Below are 21,901 nucleotides of genomic sequence, written 5' to 3'. Positions count from 1 at the left end.
CGGTCACCCTTTAAAATTTATACTGGATAGATGCTCTAAAGTTTCTACCTGGTTGTGAATAGTCGAAGTCGGAATTGGATTGACCAGCAACATCTTGATATCGGGTATAATGCTTATCTAGCATATTGTTTATCGCGGTATTGAATTTCCAATTTTTTGATAGTGTGTAACTTACGGATAAGTCTAGGCTGTGCCAACTTCCTGTTGACTGACAAGGTATTTCTACATTTAAAAATGGGTCTTGGCACGTAGGTAAGTCAGTCATCTGGCTTTGTCCATACCATTGCAGGTTGATTACAAAGTCACTGAACTCATAATTGGCATAAAATGTATATTCGAGCGGAATAAGATTTCTTAGGTATTCTTGCTTGTCTTTATTCTTTCCGTTCATCCAGCCAATATTTGCGCCAAACATTAGTGACTCTAATTGATAAGTTACCTCTGCTTCTGCACCGAACGTATACGCTTCATCGATATTGACAAACTGGCGCTCCATTACTCCATCGTTTAATCTTAAACGGATGTTCACCCAATCGATAAAATCGTCGTAGCGGGTGTAATAAATACTGCTGGCAAAATGCAATTTATCAATTGTTTGCGAAAACCCTAGTTCCAAGCTATCACTGGTTTCTGCTCTCAACTGAGTATTGGCAACAATTTCAAACGGAGGAAAGGCAAATAAATGAGGAATATTGCCATATACTTTATCGTATGGTGCAGCTCGGTAGCCCTGTGCATATGCTCCGTAAGCATTAAAACCATAACTATTTTCATATCTGATTTGTGCGCTAGCTGTGACTTCATTTGAGCTCGTGCCTTCGTCACCTTCAGCAGATAATGCATTATGGTCGTAACGCAAACCAATTAACGCCCTAAAATTACTATTAATCTGCCAATCGTCACCAACATAAGCACCAAGTATCACTGTTTTAGCTGCATTAAACGGTGCGTCAATCGTCACTTTCCGCGTACCATTCTCAATCACGGTATCGATTTTAGGACGCTCATGCTCAACCTGTTCTGCACTAATGCCATACATCAGTTCATGATTGCCAAAAGACTTAGCAAAATCTAATACGCCACCAAAACTGGTCTGAGAAAAACGGTCTTCCGAAAGCAGCTGCCTATATCGAGTCTGAACCTCAAAAAATTGACGGCTGATTAGTTGCTCAGTATCGTTTTCGTGCTGTGTTTTGCGCCAGAACATTTGTCCAAGCGCATCATCAAAGATGAGAGATGAATTCACAGATTGCCATTTAACGCTGTGGCTATGAGTTTGTTGGAGTTCACGTTGTTTTTGAGACTCAACCAGCCACGCACCGTCATGTTGGGGCACGGTTTCCGGTTTGATTTTGTTTTCTGTCTGCTGTGTCAACCAGCTAAAATCATATGTAAAAAGGCCCAAACCTGATTCGTACTGACTACTAAATTTTGCGCTTTGACCTTTAACGTCTAGCGGAGCGCGTGACTCGGGAAAGTTTTGCTGCTCTTCAGCACGCCAGTCACTGACTTTTAGTAAAACAGGTAACCCAAAAAATCCAGTTGCACCAGTGAGTGTGTTTTTAACTTCCGAGTTGGTACCGTTGTACAAGCTCTTAATTGCTAAATAGTTATCTTCACTTCTTAGATAATCACTTGCTTGTTTGGTATTCACTTTAACCACACCAGCTAGTGCACCAGCCCCAAAAAATGTTGAGGCTGGTCCCTTTGCCACTTCAATAGATTTGACGTCTTCCAAATCAAAATTAAATCGCCCAACCAGATCGTTGATGTCACTTGCGCCATAACCATCCGCAGCTCTACTACCATTTTGCAACACCAGTACGCGATTACCTGACATACCGCGAATGGTAATATTTTGAGGACGACCGCTATAACCTGTGATCGCCACACCTGGCTCCGTTTTAAACAAATCGCTCAACTGTGTTGCTACAAGCTGCTCAATATCATCATCACTTAGTACAGCCGCACTACCGGAAAGCTCTAACAAAGATTTTTCAGCTTTGTTTGCAACAATTTCTATCACTTCAATGGATTTAGAGTCCGCGTTGGCTGCATAACCGGGGAAGATAATTACTGAAGAAACAAAAGGAACAATAAAGCGAATCATTTTTACTTATACCCAAAATAACGAGATTGCGAATGATAATGATTTTTATTATTTTATCAACTATAAAATATAACTAATTTTTATAGCTCTAGTAATAAACTTTCGGAATAGAATGTAAGAGCGAGGAATAGCATTTACAACATATTGTTTTTAATGGAATTTAAAATATATTTTGTTTTTACAGTTTTTTACATTCGAAAATAACTCACATTTATTAGCCCACAAGGCCAATCAAAACAGGTAAGTTTATTGCAAATAGGTAAAGTACAGTGAGAACACAACAAGCCTATCTCGACTTGCTGTGTTTCTACTGGTGTTTACAAATATTGCCTTATTTGTAGCGCTATCAAGTGTATGTTTTAGAAGTCAACATAGGTCGAACCAAGGGCTGCAGCATACCCGCAAAGAAAATTCCTGCCAGTAGCCACCACAAGGTATAATCAGTTTCAACTTCTTTGCCTTGAGCGACTTGTTCTAACTTTTGACCAGTCACTTGCTCCATATTGGCTTTACTTGCTGTCATATCAACGTTAGGCACAGCTTGCCCAGGCATCAAGGGTACTAAACCAAACCCCGCATTTTGTTGTTCAACATACTCAGTGAACTTTTTATTATCGGTCACTACATCATGTTGATTTGCAATTTCGGTGTAAGTATCTAGCATCTTTTTCAATGTCTCAGGAGAGGCTTTCCAATACCCTTTTCTAACCGCTTCAAGCATACGCTCAAGGATCTGTGCTAATGCTTCGGCATTATGCTGCTCAAAGAACTCTCGCATCTTCATGTCATACTTATCATCAACATACACGTCAAAGAACTCTTGCCATTGATCGTCCCTGACCGCTTCGGGAGTCATCACTTCCCAACCCCACATGTTGTTCATTCGATCAAGTATTGCCGTTGCCCCAGCATACCCCGCGTCTTGCATTGCCTGTATCCAGCGAGGATGGAAATACCGACTGCGCATTTCATTGCTCACAAACTGTTCTAATGTTTGGGTTTTCTCATGTCCTTTTCGACGTAAGTTCGCTACATACATCTTTGGAGTTTTACCGTCCAGACTGCGAACAGCTAAACCAATTCCACCAAAATATTGAAATGGATCATCATTAGTCATCAAAGCATATAGATTAGTCGAACGAGAAAATACAACGCCATCTGTACCCGATAACACCTTGGCATAGAGTCCTGTTTCTGAAAGATTCTCACTCCAGCGAGATTCATCTTTGCCATAACCGAACCCCATCCGGTCTAAGTAAAGATTCGCAAGCTTACTGTCATCATCCCACGTATCTGAAGCAAGGCTCATTCCCGCCAAGCCAGTACCGTAAGCACCTGTTTCATTCGAAAAGATCCGTACCGATGAAAGGTAATCAGCATCATCCTCAGATTTTCCTTCCTCTATAAGCTGCTGTTTTAAATTGCTAGCGTGGCGATAAACAAAGTTGTTTTCTTCTTTCATCTTCGCCACTTTATCAATGGCTTCGGCCAACCACAGCATTACGTTAGGAAATGCGTCGCGATAAAGACCTGTTGCCGATATCACCACATCAATTCTCGGACGCCCCAATTCAGAATATGGGATCACTTCCGTACCAACAATATTACCCTGCGGGTTCCATTTAGGCTTTATACCCATCGCGTGTAAAATTTGTGCCTCTAACGCCCCTTGATGGCGCATAGTCTCTAGGGACCAAAGAGAAAATGCGAGCTTTTGAGGATATCGCCCATGTTTTGCCTGATAATCAGCAACAGTTTGCTCTAGCATGTTAACTCCCGCTTCATAGGCTTCTTTTGATGGTACTTTTGCGGGATTAAAACCAAGCAGATTCCGACCTGTGGGCACAGCTGCAGGATTGCGAATAGGATCACCACCGTGACTTACAGGTATGTATTGTCCAGATAGTCCATTCAGTAAGCCCTCTAGTTCAGCGATTTGATGGAAGTTATCCCAATAGGTCTTTGCTAAGTCAATTGGTCCTTTAAGGGTGTCAGGTAACTCTAGTTGTTGTTGCCCACCCAACACGCTCTGCAATAACTGAAAACCCTCAAGCGCTTCAAGCTTTACAACGTTACGTTCATCAATTTGTTGCTCTTTTGCGAAAGCTAAACCATGCTCACGTTCATACTCACCCGCAAGGTGAGTAAAGTCGTCCCCAAGCATTTGTAAGATTGTGCTGTATAGATGTGCCTCTTCCGGTAGTTCGCCAAAAATATGGATCCCTAAAGGTTGGCTCATCTGCGCTAAGGTATTAAGATGATCTTGCAACTTACTAATATGTGCATCGAACGCTTGAGATAAAGCCTTTTCGTCAAGTCCTAAGTCTTTCAGCATATTCAACTTAGTTGCGAGGGTAATGATTTCTGCCCGTGTATTCTCACGCGTCAAGCCTTCAGCAAGCATCAGATAATTTGTAATAAGCTCACTAAGTTCAGCAACATCCGTATAAAGCCCTGCTTTGGCAAACCCTGGAGTAAGATGACTTATCATAGTCGCTCGGCCTCGACGCTTAGCTTGCATCGCTTCACCAACATTATCAATAATATATGGATAGAACACCGGAATGTTCCCAATTGCCAAATTCGGCGCGTCATATACAGATAATCCGCGCTCTTTACCACTTAACCACTCTTGTGAGCCGTGCGTGCCTAAGTGAATTACCGCGTCCGCACCAAACGTCTCTCTAGCATACAAATACATTGCCAAATAACCATGGTTAATAACAGACTTTGTGCTGTGATAGGCTGCTGAATGCTCTTTTGCGTTACTGCCGCGAACCCCTTGAGGCAAAATTATCATGTTGCCTAAGTCCATCCGTGGAATAACAAACATAGGTTCACCATTGTGTTCACGCACCATGGTACTTTCGCTTGGCTTGCCAAATTTTTCCACAATTGGCGCTGTAACGTGTTGTGGCAAAGAGTCAAACCAACGCTGATAAGTGGATAAAGGCATATAATCAGCAAGACCAACATCAACCAGTGCTTCAGCATCTTCTCCACGATAATAAGGACGTAAAAGTTTGCCAGCTTGCTCAATAATTTGCTCTGGATGAGCTTGCTTCACATCGTAACCCTTGGCTTTCATTGCATCGGCAATATTCACAATTGAGCTTGGAACATCTAAAAATGCAGCACCTATATTTTTTTCTCCGGGAGGGTAATTCCAGATAAATGTAGCGATTTTTTTCTCACGATTTTTAATATGCGCTAAATTCGCGTGATTAAATGCCCGCTCAACCAGCGCATCAAGCTGCGCCTGCATTACCACCTTCACACCTTTATCATTCGCAGCGATGATGCTCGGATCTACACTCCCTGTATCCTCAGGCATTACTAAGAAAAATGGCGTTAACGAAGGAGAAATGCCAGCATGATCTTGGTTAAAAGCAGCTTCATCACCTTCGGTGTAATTCATTGCATGAATAACTGGCACCCCAATTTGAGCAAACTCAGCACGACGCTTTTCTACGTAGTGAAGTGAGCGGTAATTAATGAGCAAATCAACTCTCGCCCCATTCTCATCCGTTAATAGCTCAGGGTAAGTCAATGACTCGTCATTACCTTCAAAGAAAAAGGCGAGCGCCTTTGCTCCTTTCTTTTGTAATCCATGGATTAAGGTATCCACGACTTGCTGTTGCTCGTAGTCAATTACAGAGCGGTGAATAGCAATCGCGATAACCGGCTGATTGTCTTCAACATCCAACCAGTTAAAGAATTCGCTTTGATTAGCTGTAACGCTAGATTTAAAATCAGGATGATATAGACCTACATTTGGCACTACCTTTACCGGCTCTGGCGCTTCACTCGATAACCCAAATACCTTAGTCGATATGTACAACATCATGTTACGGTAGTTTTGGCTACCTGCATTATTGTAGTATGCGCCCAATGTTGTATGCTGCGACGGGGATAACCCTTGATTCATTTTCATGTTTTCAAGATCCCCTAAAGAGATCACAGGAACCTCTGGATAATCTGTCAAATATGATGTGTAATCTGCAAACATATACTGTGACAGCATAGGATTAATACCATCCAGTAAAATCAACTTAGCACTTTGCCAAGCGGCTCGGATCTCATCTTCTGATTTGCCACGAGTGCTAAAGTTAGTCAGTTTAAAAGGCTGATCTTCGGCCAGCGAGAGCAATAACTCTCCTTTTGATTTAGAAGCATGTCCTGACATCATAATCAACACTTCAGGCTGTTGCTGTGCAAAACTTTGGAAAGAAGACAAAGCTAAAATGAGCAGCGCGAATAGTCGGGTCATCTGTTTGTCTCCTTCGCATTGTTTTCAGTTTTCTTTTCATTCTCTGGAATATAGACAAAACTACCGTCTGCCATTTTATATGCGACCCCGGCTCTCATGCCTTCTCCAGAGCCTATTTCTCCATTAGATTTATATTGCTTAATTTCCTTGCCTTCTTTCACGATCACTTCCATGTTGGGTTCACCGGCGTTTTTTACCACAGTGACATTTTCTGATGTAAATGGACTGAGTGGATTTTGCGCAATAGAAATCAGTAACGCCGCGATAATCACCAAAAAAACATCAACCAAATTTACGGCACTCACAATAGGGTTTAATTCTTCGTCTTCATCTAAAAAGCGCATGGAAATTATTCCCCTCTCAGTTTTCGAATGTTGATCAACTCCTGAGCACACCAACGTTTCTTAACCGAAGCGGGCCAAAAAGTAAGTGTAGAAATAACAAGTCCCCATATTACCGCAGCAAACGCAATAATTAAGTTTTCGCTGATCCCCTGAATGTTACCGTCTGCGAGCGCCTTTAACGCCGGCCCCATTGGGATCATTGTCGCGATAAGACCTAGCATTGGAGCAACCCGCGTAACAATTCGAAGCGTTTCGAGCTGCTTTAATGCAAACACCTCTAACTCATCTTCAGATGCGCTTGGATTCGCAATAAAATAGTTATGAACATGAAAGCCGTTGTGGCTTTGTAACGACTTATTATCTATTCCACGTTGGTATGACAAACGACTTTTCCTACGAATTAAAAATTCGGATACAAAGCGTCCAAGTGCAAAAAATGCGTAAACAAAAAGTACTGATATTACAATAATAACTGGCGTCATTAGCAGCTCAGATACATTGGCCATTAGCATTTCTATTGCTTGTATATTCACAATAATTCCCCTCTATAAATTATCGCGACAATGTACTTGAAAATGTAATAACTTACAACAACACAAATGGAAATTATTATTATTTAGATTGATCTTTTTAATAATAGAGGTATGATCTTCGCAAATTTTAGTAGCAGCTCAGCAATAAAATATTCATAGGAATCTCATCATGCGCTTTGCAAAAACACACTATTTGCGACTACTTATCGCCTCAATTATTGCTTCTGGATCAACGGTTGCGTTAGCCGATAACGCGGTTTCCGCAGATGATTTAGAAGTTATCGTTGTTAGTGGATCTCGTAGTGAGAAGCCACTTAAAGACGTAGCAGCTAGTATCTCCGTAATGTCTAGCCAAGACATCGAAGAACAAGTAATCACCGATGTAAATCAGCTTTTTCAGTATGATCCAAGTATAAAGATTACGGGGCGTATAGGTGGTGCACAAAATATTCAGGTTCGAGCAATGGGCGGCGATAGAGTATTGATCATAAAAGACGGTATGCGCATGAATGAAGGCTATGGCGCGGATGGACTCAACGATATAGTGGGCCGAGGTTTTATTGATACTGATACGATAAAACAAGTTGAAGTTGCGAAAGGAGCCAGCTCATCTCTCTATGGTTCCGATGCGTTGGGGGGTATTGTGGTATTTACCACCAAAGATGCCAGTGATTATCTTAACGACAATGAGCATCTTGGCGCACGTGTAAGGATAGGCTATAGCGACCTCAGTGAACAAACTAATCTAAGTGCAACGCTAGCAGGCCAGCATGGCAATTTTGACCACTTACTGAGCCTAACAGCCAGAGATGGTAAAGAGGAACAAAATAAGCACAACACCCGCGCTCCCTTTGATATAGACTCTCAAAGCTTACTTTACAAATTAAAATACAACTTCAACGACAAAGATTATGTCAATGTTTCTGCTGATCTGTGGCGCCAAGATGTAAGTGGCGACCTTGCCGATGGTCTATTGGCATATTTCCGTGGTCTAGCTAAATATGGCTACAACATCGCGACGGAAAGTACAGAGACCGAAAAGCACACAGATTCGTTCCGCCTGAGTTATCACAACGATACGGGCAATAGCGTTTGGGACACAGCACAGTTTAATTTGTATTACACAAACAGTGTTCAAGACGATCAAGAGTATGCTTTACTCGATATTAACGCGCCTATGTTTGGTGTTATCGAAAAACGCGACATGTGGAAAACCGGTACTTATGAGCAAACTACGTATGGTTTTATTTCTCACGCGAGTAAAGCACTCGATAAGCAACATACTCTTGGTTACGGTGTTGATATAGAAACCACTGAGAGCCTACGCACAGTACGTGAATACCGAGAAGTGGAAGGCGAAGTCATCAAAGATGACATTACCAATAAATTCCCGAAAAATGATACACTTCGCGCTGGCCTATTCATCAATGACGAAATAAAGCTACTAGATGACAAACTTATAGTTACGCCAGGCCTACGTTTCGATTATTACAGCATGGACCCAAGCGGTACCTTAAAGACCGATGGTACAGAATTTGCGAAAATAGACGATCAACATTTATCGTTTAATTTAGGTGGTTTGTATTATCTAAACAACATGCTTTCTGTTTTTGCTCAGTACGGCCAAGGGTTCAAAGTACCGCCTTATGATCTAGCCTATATTGAACACTACAATCAGGCTTCTGCAGAATATTTATATGAAATCTTACCAGCAGAGGACTTAAGTCCAGAAGAAAGTGACACCTTAGAACTTGGATTACGTGGCCATATTGGTGACTTCACTATTTCAACTGCACTGTTCCACAATAAGTTTGATAACTTCTTGTCCACAGAACTTATAAGCCGTGAAACCATATTGGATGATGAAGGAAACTTTGCCTATAACCATGACAAATTCCAATACCAGAACATTGATTCAGTTACGATCAAAGGAGCTGAGTTCTCCACCACTTACTATGCTACCGATACATTGTCTGTTTCATTTAGCGCAACATATCAAGATGGTAAAAATGATGAGACAGATGAATATATCAGTTCCATTAATCCGCTGTCAGGGAACCTAGGCTTCAAGTATCAAAATGATATGGTGAGTTCAGATCTTATCCTTAATTTTGCTAAAAAAATGACCAAAGTGAACACAGGTAAATACCAAACTCCTGGATACGGCACGATTGACTGGTTAGCACAAGTTAAATTGGGTGATAATACTGCCGTAAATTTAGCTATTCGTAATCTATTTGATAAAACTTACTACCAACACGGCAATCTTGCAGGCCACGGTATAACAGAAAGCTTAGATGGACTTGAAAGTGCGGGACGAAGCTTTGCAGCCTCTATCCGATATGACTTCTAATACTAATTCGCTTAATTAAGTGAACTATTTTGAGGCGAGAAAATCTTGTCGATAACCCCGGTGAAGGTCAACTTCACCGGTGAACAGCTCTTAGCTTTGCATCTCAACTTGCTTAATTTATCCAAAGTCCGCTATGATTTTTTACGCAGCCAAAAGAGGCTTCCTTCAACGCTTAACCAGGCTTTTTTGCCACCACAATCTATATAACTTAAGACTTCTTCTTTTGAACCCAATGTGTAGCCATATATCTCTTTTTGCTTAGTCTTTTCTTGACCTGTAAGCATCTTGATAAAGTGCTTATTGTACCCTTTGATTGTCGCTTTTAGCTCATTCAAAGCTTTGCTCTCGCCACCCTGCGCAAAATGCATCAGCGCCTCTGCAGATAGCATAAAAATACTCTCTTCTTCATATTCATCAAGGCAAGCTTGTAGTTTATCCCACTGTTTTAAGATGACTAAACCGTTCACATACAGGTATCGACAGGCTTGATTATCGTTTGGATTAAGTCGCAGCAGCACGTCTAGCTCATCAACCGCCTCTTGTACTCTGTCTGCCCAAAAGTAAATCCATGCTTTATGGTAACGAATAAACATATAAGGTCTGGTTTCGTGGATAAGCCAAAAATTGCCTTGATTTTCCTCAATATAATCAGGCGTAATAAAGTCTTGTTCTTTATTAAGGATAAACTGGTCAAGTAAAGGGATTGAATCAATGTGAGTCAATTTGAGTAAGTTCTCAATCAGTGAGTTTCTTATTTCTTCTTGTTCTTCATCAAAATCTTCTTCAAATTCAAATGCTCCGAGCTCGTTGTCTAACTCAGGATCCCAAATTAAAGTATCCCCTAACTCCATAATCGCGCCAGCCAAATAACGCTTTACGTCATGAGCCTCTCGCTCAAAAGGCATCGTAGGCTCAGCGTTTGAAAATGCCGCCTTTGCTGCATCTAAGCTTGTAAATCCGGTGAGCTGTTGTTGTAATTCACTTACCGCACCTTTCTGCTCTAGTGACAAGTTCTCAAAAGATACTTTATCCAACGCCTTAAGCAGACCAAGACAAAAGCTCGGTAACGGAGCCCCCTTTGCTAATGATGCAGCAAAGTCTTGCTTAGAGAGCGCACACTCTTTTGGCAACTTATAAGTTTTTCCATCCAAGCTTGAAACGCACTGCTCATGCAAATCCATTAAGGCCTCTAACTGAGCACGGTAAATAGCCGTGTAATCACCAAAGAGCTCAGGCAACCACTCGTGTATTTCAGCAATATCATTAATGGCAACTTTGCCTATCACATAGCCTTCAACAAAATAATAATCCGGTTGATGCTGAGTATCTTGAGAAAAGGCATTAACTGCTTTGCGTAACGCACTTGGAGTCATATTGAATATTCCTTTAACAATTGAATAAGTAGGTAGGAGCCGCTTTATTCGGGGATCTCTACACAAAACATCGCGGAATAAATCCGCTCCCACCATACTAGATCCCACTGGTAAAAACCACTTCACGTAGGAGCCGCTTTACGCGGCGAGCTTTACAGAAAATATCGCGGAATAAATCCGCTCCCACCACACTAGACCCGCTGGTGGGAGCCGCTTTACGCGGCGATCTCTTGCATCCTATTCCAGAGAACCAATCCCTCACACAACCTTTCGACGCTCCCAAACCCAGCAAAGCGCCAAAGCAAACACACCACTTGCGTAGGTCACATACAAAGGCACTGAGGTGTCGGCATCCTCAGCATACATAAACACACTCGACATCACCCAAGCTGCAACTGCACCAATCAACAGCCATACCGCCGCAGAATACAGCTTATACACCGGCGCACTTATATAACCCGACAACACCACACAAGCCGCTGCTACACCACCAATCACTGGCTTCTTCCACCAGCCCACATACTCCGCCAACATCCCAGCTAAGGTTGCTGACACGACAAAAGTCACGACGACGATTATGATAGACAGTAAAAATTTAAGGGTTTGGTTCATAATTCACCTTTGCAAAACCACAGACTAATGAACATAGTCCACAACATCCATAGATCTAAAGTTGAGATGCTTTTCTTCATGATGTTCTGCATCCAGTACTACTGACAAGTACGGAGCAAATACCATTTTTTCATCCGATGAGAGCTCAAACTCCATTTTAAACATTCGCTTACTTCCTACAGGCACAGTAAAGTAATCAGAGTTATAACTACCATATCGCTTTTCACCTACATAGTATGCAAGTAATCTAGCTTGACTATCTTTGTGGTCAATCGCATAACTTTTATTTCTAATCCTAAAAGCATTATCACGAGGAAGCAGATTAATAGCGTAAAAGGAGCAAGTAAGATTTTTACCGCGCTTTTCACATTTATCCTTCTTTACTTCAAACCCCGCGTAGTGTTGAAAAGTTTTGACGGGGCCATCGTACTCATCGTTGAACATGGAAAGTGATATCCAAGGATCTTTTAGAAACATCCCTGCTGAAAAAAATGTTGCGCATACAAACACAGTTGAAATTGACTTTATGAATCTCCTAAAAGTGCTTAGTCCAGCTCGCTCAAATTGATAATACAAATAACTTAGCATCACCACACTAAGCACCAAAATTGGTATAAAGCGAATCAAGCTACTACCAGAATAAAGCACGTAGGCCTTCACTATCTCAACAAGATCAGTTGCATAAGCACCAATAACGATACTGGTTATAAAAACAGTAAAAGCAACAAACTTATTAAATGAAAATAAAGCAGCTTTTTTTACTGTGTTGCGTTGTTGTGACGCTGAGCCATCCATTTGTTTGCGTGTCCTAGTTACTAAAGTTGTGAAATACAATCAAAGCTTTTATCAATAAATCAATTTACAATCCATCTACATAGAGTTCAACCTATAACCTATCACCCGTTATGTTGATAGAGAAGCCTCTCTGGCTGTTAACCAGCTCCTCTTTGACGCTGACAGCTCATATCTACGCTGCGCTAGTTCTCAGAGAGTCCCTACACCTCTCTCAATCACGCAAACGTCACAAACTCCTCATTGGCTCTCATTACTTCATACTCTGGATTTCTTGCCACTAATAGGTATCGTTCTAAGGCGATCGTGGTATTTACCACCGTTCATAGAGTGACCACGAGCATGAGCTAAGAAGTGTTTTTCAAGGTCAACTTTTCCACATCCCGGTGGAGCTGGCATGAAGGACATTTCGCTACTTTCACCAGTTTTAAAGTGGCCGCAGGCAATTTTTAAATTAGGAAAATGTGGCAGCTGTACTACTTGGTTATCTCTATTTAACTTAGCAACTAAGTCTCTAGGAGAGTGTGTATCAAAAAGTGCATAAGACTTGTTCAAAAAGCTGTAGTGGTTACCAACAAAGTGTAGATATCTTTTGCCAGACCATTAAAACTAGGGTTAAACCAAGCCCGTAGAAATAACAACTATAGATAAGCTAGCCTGTTACAAAGCATTACAGTCTCTTTTTATTACTTTACTGGCTTAGTCGGTGTTTTGCCTGTTGTTACTTCGGTGTAGAGATCCTGCGCTACCTTACCTTATATGAAGGTTTGCTTGTAGGCTGGCTATGCGAGGTGCCGATTCGGTTTACAACTTTTCCACATTCACCTACATTGGGAATGTAGCTTGGGTTTCAACAGGAAAGTCGCATGCACTTTAAAAATAAAATAACAAACGAGCGTTCTTATAATACCGGTGGCAGTGAGGCAAGTAGTCTTGAAAGTGACCGCGGGCGTATTATCAACAGTGCTGCGCTTAGGCGGCTGCAACAAAAAACTCAAGTGTTTCCGCTTGAGCGTAATGCAGCGGTGCGTTCGCGTTTAACGCACTCGCTGGAGGTGCAGCAAAACGGCCGTTACATTGCTAAAAAAATTGTTGATGCACTAGTGCAACAAGGTAGGCAAGATTTACTGCAATATGAAGATAAAAACGGCCAGCAGGTGGATTTGTCTGAGTGTTTGGTCACCCTGTCAGAAATGGCCTGTTTGATGCACGATATTGGTAACCCTGCGTTTGGTCACTTTGGCGAGGCCGCTATCAATGATTGGTTTAAGCGCTATTTGAGCCAGCATCAACAGTTTGCAAAAAGTGCTCGGGCGGCGCTTAGGTATGGCTCAAAGGAGAGCAAAGCGTCTGATCTGGCGGTGCTGAATCAAGAAATGGAGTTACTGCTCGATATTTGTAGTTTTGAGGGTAACGCCCAAGCTATTCGCGTTATTCATACGCTTTCTCGCCTTAATCTTACCTATTCACAGTGTGCCACTGTGATGAAATATACCCGCTGCGCAACCACACCTAAATCAACCGTAGCCATTGATAAATCTTATCTGCAAAAGAAAGCAGGATACTATTTTAGTGAAAGTGGTTTTGTCAGTGAACTGTGCGACAAATTGCAGATCCAAGTGGGTAATCGCCACCCGGTGACTTATATCATGGAAGCGGCTGACGATATTGCTTATTGCCTTGCTGATATGGAAGACGCTGTAGAAAAAGGCATTATTAGCGTAGATGAGTTAACGGGCTGTTTAATAGAGGAATATCAAAATATCGCCGCAGGATTTGGGATCACCGATGACAAGCTGTTAGAGCTTATGAGTAAAAAGCTGCACTATGCCAATGACAAAGCCAGCAAGCATATGGCGAATTTTGATAATGAATTTTTTATTTGGCTCCGCGTGGGGTTGCTACACCCGCTTGCTGAACATGCCAAAACGCGTTTTATCGATAATATTGATGCGATCTACGAAGGGAGTTTTAACGCTTCGTTACTGGAAGATAATAGCCATCTTCATGCCATTGTAAAGTCATTGAAAACGGTGGCGGCCAACAAGGTATTTTCGAATAAAGAAGTCGAGCAGTTGGAGCTTCAAGGTTATAAGATCACCAGCAGCATATTGAACGAATATCAGCGAGTGCTTGACTTAGACGCTGATGAATTTAACGCAGCATTAAATGGCGACCATGACTTTGCGATAGAGTCGCGATTGATTAATCGGATTTCCAAAAAGTATGTTGCGGTATACCGCGAGACCTTGGCGAAGCTTAGTGACGCAGAGCAAGACGAGCCGATTTTTGAGTTTTATTATCGCTGCCGTCTCATTCAAGATTTTATTAGCGGTATGACCGACCAGTTTGCTTATGATACGTATCGTGCGTTGACCGCCCTTGGAACCACGTCAGCTAGCCTATAAATTCGCACTTATTGCTCTCTAAATTTTATTAGTAAAGCTTTCAATATTAACAAAAACAATTTACCGTTATGTATTTACAACAAAAGTTACAAAAATCAGGAAAGGATAATTCCGATGCAAACGATAACAACACCTAATGACCCCAGTTCAGAGATCAAAATTACTGCACCAAACTACTCTGAACTTACTCATTTACGCCCCATTATTCTCAATGCTCTACAAACCATCAATGAAACCTATATAGACAATCACAATATCCCCTGCTTTATGCTCCCATCCTCAGGTAAAGAAATTACTCTCACACCCGTTTTTTATCATGCTGCATTTGAAGCTTACAAAGATAAACAAGTCTCTTATACACCAAGCGCGGAAGTACAAGTGCCTAGAGCAAACGGATTTGGACGACTGGATTTAGCACTTATAAATAAAAAATACATTGAGTTATGTGAGTTAAAAGGAGCTCGAGTAAAGTTGCATGGCCCAGCTTCGAATGTGATTAAAAAGATTGAGAGCAAACTCAACTCCGCGAAGGAACAACTTAATAGCATTAACGTAAAAAAATTAGCAAAGGAAACGGCTCTTCGACTAGAAAAAACAGCGATTGTATCTTTAAATTTGATGACCCCCGAAGAGACTACTGAATACAATAATCGGTTTGCACTTGAGCAACTTCTAAGCAAAGTCAAGGAAAGTTATCCCTACGCACTGCGTGCATCACTCCTATACAAGCTAAGACACCAAATAAATCGTACATCGAGTAAAGATAAAGGTGAATATACGGTAGGTATGCTTGTCATAGCACTTAGAGTGTAAAAGGAGGTGCAAATTGCGCCTCCTTTGACTTTTTAATGCTTTACATGGGTATTAAAACGTCACGTTGACACCAAACCAAATATTGCGGGCTTTGTCTTTTACATTGTAGTCATCACTAAATACCACTTCGCTTACCACACCACGGCCGCTTAGGTATTCGTATTTACCATCGCCGTTTAAGTCGCTGTAATCTGTGCTATAAGACGTAAAGTCTTCATCCAATAAGTTATTGATACGCGCAAACACAGTGACATTATCGTTAAAGGTGTATTTAGCACCTAAGTGCAGTAGGTTGTAGTTTTTGTAGTACATGGCTTTGTCTAGGTTATTGTCCCAGCCACGGTAACGATCAGAGCGCATTTCAGCATTTAGCGTCAGTGAAAACTCGTCTGTTACTTGCCAGTTTACTGTGGCATTTGCCATGTGCTCAGCGGTATTGGTTAGTGGTTGACCTTCTTGAGGGCCGCTCTTCTGCTCGCTGTCAGTCCAAGTGTAGTTCGCGTAAAGTGAAACTGCATCTGTGAACTGGTAACGACCTGCAAGCTCAATACCTTGGATCTCAACTTTGTCGATATTGATTTTTTGGCTGTAAGTATCGTAACCAAGCTCGTCGTATACGCCCAAATTCACGCATGGTTTTACACCATTGGTTGCAGAGCAGCTCTTGATGGTGTCACCACGGGCGATTTTATCGTCAAACTCTGTTGAGAAGTAAGTGATATTAAAATTGTGGTTCTCTGTTGGGTGCGTCCAATACAATGCTACTTCGTTGTTTACACTAGTTTCTGGTTCAAGATCTGGGTTACCAGCAAACGGCGACGTACCTTGACCACCAAAGCCGGTAATACCATTGTATAGGTCAGTCGTTTGTGGCGTTTTATAACCGGTGCTGATCCCGCCTTTTACTGTCCAATCGTCAGACAGCTCATACACACCGTATAGACGCGGAGAAAGTTGGCTACCGAATACATCGTGGTTATCATGACGGACACCCACTGTAACTGTTAGAGGATCGCTCAGGCTCCAGTTATCTTCTACAAATAGCGAGTACATTTGGTGTTCCTGAACGCCTTGAGCAACGCCAGACTCCATGCCAAATACGCCATCTTGTAATTCACCATCAACCCACTGACCGCCCACAACAAACACGTGGTCGCCAAGTAAGTTGTCAACTGGAATATCCACTCGCGCGTCTAACGTATATTGGTTACTGTTCAGTGTACGCTTTGGACGTGGTAAGAATGTGCTTTCAGCAAGCGCTTTACGTTCTGCTTCTTCCATATCGGCATATTTACCACTGCCATCGTACATGGCTTGTAGTAGTTTACGCTCTGCAACAGAAAGCGGCATAGTACGGCCATTGTTATCGGTATCAACAAACGCCAATGACACAAAGGTTTCAATATCACCAAAAGTACCTTGATGCGTTAGTGACCACCAGCTTCTGTCAAATTCTTGATCCGCTGCATAACCTGCACGTGGATTTACCACCCCGCGACGGTCTTGCCAGATTGATTCGATGTTGTCTTTGGTGCCAAGCGGATAGGTAATTTTGCCCGACTCAACGTCGTAGTTTGGTGTATTGTCGTACTCTTGATTTGAGATATCGTAGTCAAAAGTAACAGTGTGGTTGTCGTTTGGTGTGAACACAAACGTCGCACCAAGTTGTGTATTGGTGTTGTCAACCGTTCTACCACCACTACCAAAACCGAGTTCACGATGATGCAACTCACCATTTGGATCGGTTGCAGGTGCAAACTCAGGGTTTGATGCTTGACGCTCATAAATACTACCGCGAGCAGAAAAGTTGAGTAAACCTTTAACCAGAGGCCCATAGATACTGAAATCTGTGGTAATGTCATCACCAAACTGGTCGTTTGTTTGTAGGCTTCGGCCAAAATCGATGCTGCCAGTCCATTCATCTACTGACTTTTTAGTAATAATGTTGATTACGCCGCCCATCGCATCTGCGCCGTAAAGTGTAGAGGCAGGTCCCCTAATGACTTCAATTCGCTCAATGGCACTTTTAGGTGGAATATGGTTAAACGCGTTACCACCAAAGTTATTTGGGTAGATATCACCGTGGTTGTTTTGACGCTTACCATCAATAAGTAGTAGCGTATATTCACCTGTTAAACCGCGCATACTCACGCTGCCTTGGCCGGTTTTATCTCGAGTTGTGCCAATGTCCACGCCTTCTTGGTACTTCACGGCATCAAGCAAAGTCGTATAGGACTGAGCTTGAATATCCTCAGCCGTGATCACTGAAATACTCGCTGGTGCTTCTGGTATTTTTTGCTCAAAGCCGGTTGCAGTTACCACGATGCGTTCCATATCTGGCTGCGCTTTTACTGAATCTGCAAAAGCAACAGGACTAAGGGCAGAAAGTACCAAAGCAGAGAGTACACCACGTTTAAAAGGCGTGTTTGTCATTGTTAATATCCCAAAATTTATTGCATTAAAGTAAATTTTGGCGAGTACTCTAAATGGAAACTGAACAAAAGTCAAAAATATTGATAATTAATCTCATTTGCATTTTTGATTTAGATCACATTTAAGGGACGTTGTAGGTTTATTGATTTTTCTTAGTCTTGCTCATGAAGAGAGCGCCGCATAAAAAGGCCCCTATCACATATTTAAACCCTTAGTGGGAAATGCTTTATGCGTGTTCATTAGAGACAAGATCGCGGGGTGAAACCGTTCATACAAAATACTTAACCCCTTAGTGGGAGGCGCTTTAGGCGGCGATCAGTAAAGACAAGATCGCGGGGTGAATCCGTTCATACAAAATACTTAACCCCTTAGTGGGAGGCGCTGTAGGCGGCGATCAGTAAAGAAGAGACCACCGTGTAAAGTGCTTCCTACGTGCTAAACAGTAAACTCCCTCGCATTATCGTTGAGACGGTGGCTGGTTTGCTCTAACTGCTCAACAATGGCCATAAACTCATTCATCCGCTTAATCGCTTCTTTAGAAATATCACTCAGGCCATTGATATTGGTATTAATGTCTTCGGTTACCGATAACTGCTCCTGTGAGGCGGTAGCAACCCCCTGAGTCAAATCTTTGATTTTGCTTACAGCTTCAAAGATGCTGTCGAGCACTTCGGAAGATACCATCACCTGCTCTTCCGTCGCTTGCACTTGGTGCTGACTTTGCTGAATAGCGGTATTCGCACTCCCCGCTTTGGTTTGCAGCTGGTTGATGATATCACGAATTTCTTCTGTGGATTTTTGGGTTCTTTGTGCAAGGGTTCTTACTTCATCTGCAACAACAGCAAAACCGCGGCCTTGCTCTCCCGCCCTTGCCGCTTCGATAGCAGCATTTAATGCAAGCAGGTTAGTTTGCTCCGCAATAGCCTGGATAACGCTCACTACATTTGACACTTGGTCACTTTGCTCAGTCAACTCAGAGATAATATTAGCAGTTTCGTCAAAGCGCACTGACAACTCACTAAATTGCTGGCTGGTTTGCGACATCACTTCCATCCCCCGCTGTGCTTCAAGTTCAACCTGATTCGCATAATCTGCGGTACTCACGGTACTGGACGTGACCTCATTGAGTGTCGCGGTCATTTCTTCCGCAGCCGTAGCAATGGTTTCAAGACGGGCGTTTTGTTCTTCGCTTATCTCTTTGTTACTGCGAATAAAGTGCGCCACTTCTTTGGAAGATTGCGACATCGCGCCACCCGCTGAGCCGATGTTCGTTACTGTATTTTTAAAGCTACTGAGCATACGATTTACGATATTGGCCACCGCTTTAATCTCAGTTGCACCGCTTTCGTCTACCGTTTTTCTAAGATCGTTTGAACTGCCTATCTCTTCAAAAGTCCTACCAAGTAACTCTATCGGTTTCACGATACGACGACGAACTAAGTACACGCCAAATAAACTGAAGCATACGGTTATCACTAACATCATCATAGCCCACAAAACATAAGACTCTACAGCACTGTGAGCTTGCACAACATTTTGTTTGGTGCGGCTTTCAAGTTCAGTAAAAAACGATTCAACTGGCTTCATGATGTTGGCTTTATAGCGATGATAATCATCACTGTGGGTAAGCTTAACCGCTTCGTTCAAATTGGGCTCGCCTTGAATGGTGTAATTACCGGCACTATCTTTAAACTTACCTTTTACGGCGTTCATGGCTTCAACTTCTAATGCAACAAGGCCATCGGAATTGGCTTGTGCCTCACTTAAGTAGTTGAGCTCTTTTTGGCTAAAGCCCGCCGCTTTCATGGCATCGAGTAATACTTCTCGCTGACCGTCTGGTTTTGGTTTCTCACCATAGTTAAGCACCAAATCCCAATAAATTTTATGGTAGCCTTCAGGCCTTGGCTTTTCACCATTACGGATCGCTAATACATCCATATACATCTTTTCGTATTTATCGTTCCCAGTTACCGCATAAGTTCTGCCCAATCGCGTTAAATCGTCGGAGCTTTGTCTTAATTCGTCGGCCAGTTGATAAGCTTTATATCGGTTGTCCGCCATTTGCTCAAAATCAAGCAAGGCGTTGTACATGTTAACAACCAATAAGGTAACGATGACGACAAAAACAATAATGCCACCGAATATAGTGGTCATGAGGATACGGATAGAGTTTAACTTCATGATTCTAGCCTTTATTAAAGCGTTCACAATAAAGACTAGTGCAGAGGGTGAGATTCTTCTAGTTTGAAATTGGGAACAGATCAAAGCTGAGAAAGTGCTCAGCAAAACACGGCATCCTTTAAAGGCAACCAACACTCATTCAAAACTTTAAAATTACATTTAATTCACTATAGTTACAAAAGCACAAATTAAGCTTACCTCTTTAATCCTGCAGTCTAAGGATCGTATATCAAATGATAATTATAAGGAATATGCTATGAAATATACCATTGTTGCGCTCTCTGTACTGCTTGTTGGTTGTAGTGGCAACCCGAATATTCGTATATTGGAGATAGCCGCATCAATATGGCTGGAGCTTCCCAACTTTTTCCGCATGCGGAGTTTGTTACGATCGATTTAGCTAGACAAATCGCGGACGACAAAAAATTACAAAAATGGGAACATGATAATGGATTTTATCTCTATGGATACACTGTAGAGACGGCGGAACATCAAAGAGGTAGAAAAGTAGAGAAAGCTGTCAACTATAAACCCATATTAACTGATAAAAATTTGCATTGTGAGCAAAACAGTGACCCCGGGAGCAAACCCTGTATTCTAGCTAGGGCTCGACTAGACTACGCTTTTGACCTATACAGTAAAAATGACCAACACACTCAGCAACAAATAAGAAATGAACTACAAGATCGGATCATCGCGGCATCTGAACAAAGATGTAATGTCTATAGGATGTACTTAAAACGCACTGAGTCACGCAATAATTTTATGCTAGGTACCTTAACAACAGTGTTAGGCGGTGCTGGGGCGCTTTTTACGAACCAAGTAGGCAACCGCATTCTTTCTGGCCTAGCAGGAATAACGAGTGGTGTTAGGGCTGAGTTTAACCAAGCTTATCTGGCAAGTCAGGCAGCTCAAGTGATCACTAAGGGGATAACAGCTAGACGAAATGAGTTACGAACAAAGTTGAACGCTAGGCGAAGTGAAAATACAACACAATATACGCTGCAAGCAGCTATCGCTGATGCCATACACTATCATGGTGCTTGCAATATTTTAACGGGTTTGGAAGCTGCTGAATCAGCCATCGAGAGAGTAGAGAATCCTAGCTTAGATTTAATGACTAAGTCGCTCTATAAAAGTCGCCATGTAGAAGAGATTTTACAGGGAAAAACACCTGAGCAGTTTAAGTTCCAAAGCTTTTCCGAATCCAAATCGACTCAACCAGAAAAGACATTGGCGCTACAATTTGACACAAAACTCGCCACTTTAGGAAGCAATTTAGTCCAAGCATTTTATGCTAAAGCTGAAGAACGACCACATCTGAAAGCTTTACTTTTAACGCTCAAAGACGAAAAGACAGCTGCAAGCAAGAAATGGATTGAAGCTATCAACGAGAAATACGTTGATTACTTGAACAAAATTCAAAATGCGTACACAGAAGAATTAGACAATCTCAACAGCTATACTGATGAACAAGACATATTAGCATCTCAGTTAAGACTAAAGGCGCTAGAAACACAATTACTCGCCCAACAAAAGCTCGTTTTACACCAACTAGAAGCATTTAATACCGCTCTTGATAGCGTTACAACCAATACCAAATCTCTAGCGCCTACTTATCAGTATCTTTTTGACTTTTTACCAACCTTTCCATAATTTATCAAAAAATAGATTAAAGG

At 42.0% G+C, this 21,901-nt stretch carries 14 protein-coding genes; 4 read left to right on the top strand and 10 right to left on the bottom strand.

Going from position 1 to position 21,901, the window contains the following annotated elements; genetic code table 11:
* Positions 1 to 10: 10 nt before the first annotated feature.
* From PNC201_RS22735 to PNC201_RS22720, 4 genes are all read right to left on the bottom strand, one after another.
* Positions 11 to 2,110, bottom strand: coding sequence for a TonB-dependent receptor domain-containing protein (locus PNC201_RS22735; protein WP_102058548.1), 2,100 nt, complete (start codon positions 2,108 to 2,110; stop codon positions 11 to 13).
* Positions 2,111 to 2,456: 346 nt separating this feature from the next.
* On the bottom strand, positions 2,457 to 6,380 hold the full coding sequence (gene cobN, locus PNC201_RS22730; protein WP_102058547.1) for a cobaltochelatase subunit CobN: 3,924 nt from the start codon (positions 6,378 to 6,380) through the stop codon (positions 2,457 to 2,459).
* A complete protein-coding gene (locus tag PNC201_RS22725; protein WP_010607457.1) occupies positions 6,377 to 6,724 on the bottom strand; it encodes a DUF2149 domain-containing protein in 348 nt (115 codons plus the stop codon). Before PNC201_RS22725 ends, cobN begins: the two co-directional genes overlap by 4 nt.
* Before the next feature lie 5 nt (positions 6,725 to 6,729).
* On the bottom strand, positions 6,730 to 7,257 hold the full coding sequence (locus PNC201_RS22720) for a MotA/TolQ/ExbB proton channel family protein (protein WP_010607456.1): 528 nt from the start codon (positions 7,255 to 7,257) through the stop codon (positions 6,730 to 6,732).
* Between the two features lie 169 nt (positions 7,258 to 7,426).
* Between PNC201_RS22720 and PNC201_RS22715 the strand changes: the two genes are divergently transcribed.
* Positions 7,427 to 9,610 (top strand): TonB-dependent hemoglobin/transferrin/lactoferrin family receptor, encoded by a 2,184-nt coding sequence (locus tag PNC201_RS22715; protein ID WP_010607455.1) that lies wholly within the window; start codon positions 7,427 to 7,429, stop codon positions 9,608 to 9,610.
* Positions 9,611 to 9,741: 131 nt separating this feature from the next.
* Here the strand turns inward: PNC201_RS22715 and PNC201_RS22710 are convergent, their stop codons facing one another.
* The 4 genes from PNC201_RS22710 to PNC201_RS22695 form a co-directional block, all read right to left on the bottom strand.
* Positions 9,742 to 10,983, bottom strand: a complete 1,242-nt coding sequence (locus PNC201_RS22710; RefSeq protein ID WP_102058546.1) for a hypothetical protein — start codon at positions 10,981 to 10,983, stop codon at positions 9,742 to 9,744.
* A 258-nt stretch (positions 10,984 to 11,241) separates the two neighbouring features.
* Positions 11,242 to 11,595: a hypothetical protein gene (locus PNC201_RS22705; protein ID WP_102058545.1), complete on the bottom strand. Its 354-nt coding sequence runs from the start codon at positions 11,593 to 11,595 to the stop codon at positions 11,242 to 11,244.
* Between the two features lie 24 nt (positions 11,596 to 11,619).
* Complete coding sequence (locus tag PNC201_RS22700; protein ID WP_102058544.1) at positions 11,620 to 12,390, bottom strand: hypothetical protein; 771 nt, start codon at positions 12,388 to 12,390, stop codon at positions 11,620 to 11,622.
* A 255-nt stretch (positions 12,391 to 12,645) separates the two neighbouring features.
* Positions 12,646 to 12,942, bottom strand: a complete 297-nt coding sequence (locus PNC201_RS22695; RefSeq protein ID WP_199539714.1) for a hypothetical protein — start codon at positions 12,940 to 12,942, stop codon at positions 12,646 to 12,648.
* A gap of 311 nt (positions 12,943 to 13,253) precedes the next feature.
* Here PNC201_RS22695 and dgt point away from each other — a divergent pair, with 311 nt between their 5' ends.
* Positions 13,254 to 14,795: a dGTPase gene (gene dgt / locus PNC201_RS22690; RefSeq protein ID WP_102058543.1), complete on the top strand. Its 1,542-nt coding sequence runs from the start codon at positions 13,254 to 13,256 to the stop codon at positions 14,793 to 14,795.
* A 114-nt stretch (positions 14,796 to 14,909) separates the two neighbouring features.
* The gene (locus tag PNC201_RS22685) at positions 14,910 to 15,608 is read left to right on the top strand and encodes a hypothetical protein (RefSeq protein ID WP_102058542.1); all 699 of its coding nucleotides are present in this window, start codon (positions 14,910 to 14,912) and stop codon (positions 15,606 to 15,608) included.
* A 51-nt stretch (positions 15,609 to 15,659) separates the two neighbouring features.
* Here PNC201_RS22685 and PNC201_RS22680 read toward each other — a convergent pair whose 3' ends face one another.
* Positions 15,660 to 18,041: a TonB-dependent receptor domain-containing protein gene (locus PNC201_RS22680; RefSeq protein ID WP_102058541.1), complete on the bottom strand. Its 2,382-nt coding sequence runs from the start codon at positions 18,039 to 18,041 to the stop codon at positions 15,660 to 15,662.
* 435 nt (positions 18,042 to 18,476) lie between these two features.
* Positions 18,477 to 20,222, bottom strand: a complete 1,746-nt coding sequence (locus PNC201_RS22675; RefSeq protein WP_102058540.1) for a methyl-accepting chemotaxis protein — start codon at positions 20,220 to 20,222, stop codon at positions 18,477 to 18,479.
* Positions 20,223 to 20,567: 345 nt separating this feature from the next.
* Between PNC201_RS22675 and PNC201_RS22670 the strand changes: the two genes are divergently transcribed.
* Positions 20,568 to 21,878, top strand: coding sequence for a hypothetical protein (locus PNC201_RS22670; RefSeq protein WP_102058539.1), 1,311 nt, complete (start codon positions 20,568 to 20,570; stop codon positions 21,876 to 21,878).
* The last annotated feature ends 23 nt before the right edge of the window (positions 21,879 to 21,901 follow it).

This window comes from Pseudoalteromonas sp. NC201, assembly GCF_002850255.1.
In the GTDB taxonomy this organism is placed as follows: Bacteria; Pseudomonadota; Gammaproteobacteria; order Enterobacterales; family Alteromonadaceae; genus Pseudoalteromonas.
The sequence above is the reverse complement of the archived record's forward strand: the minus strand, read 5'-3'. Positions and strand labels throughout refer to the sequence as shown.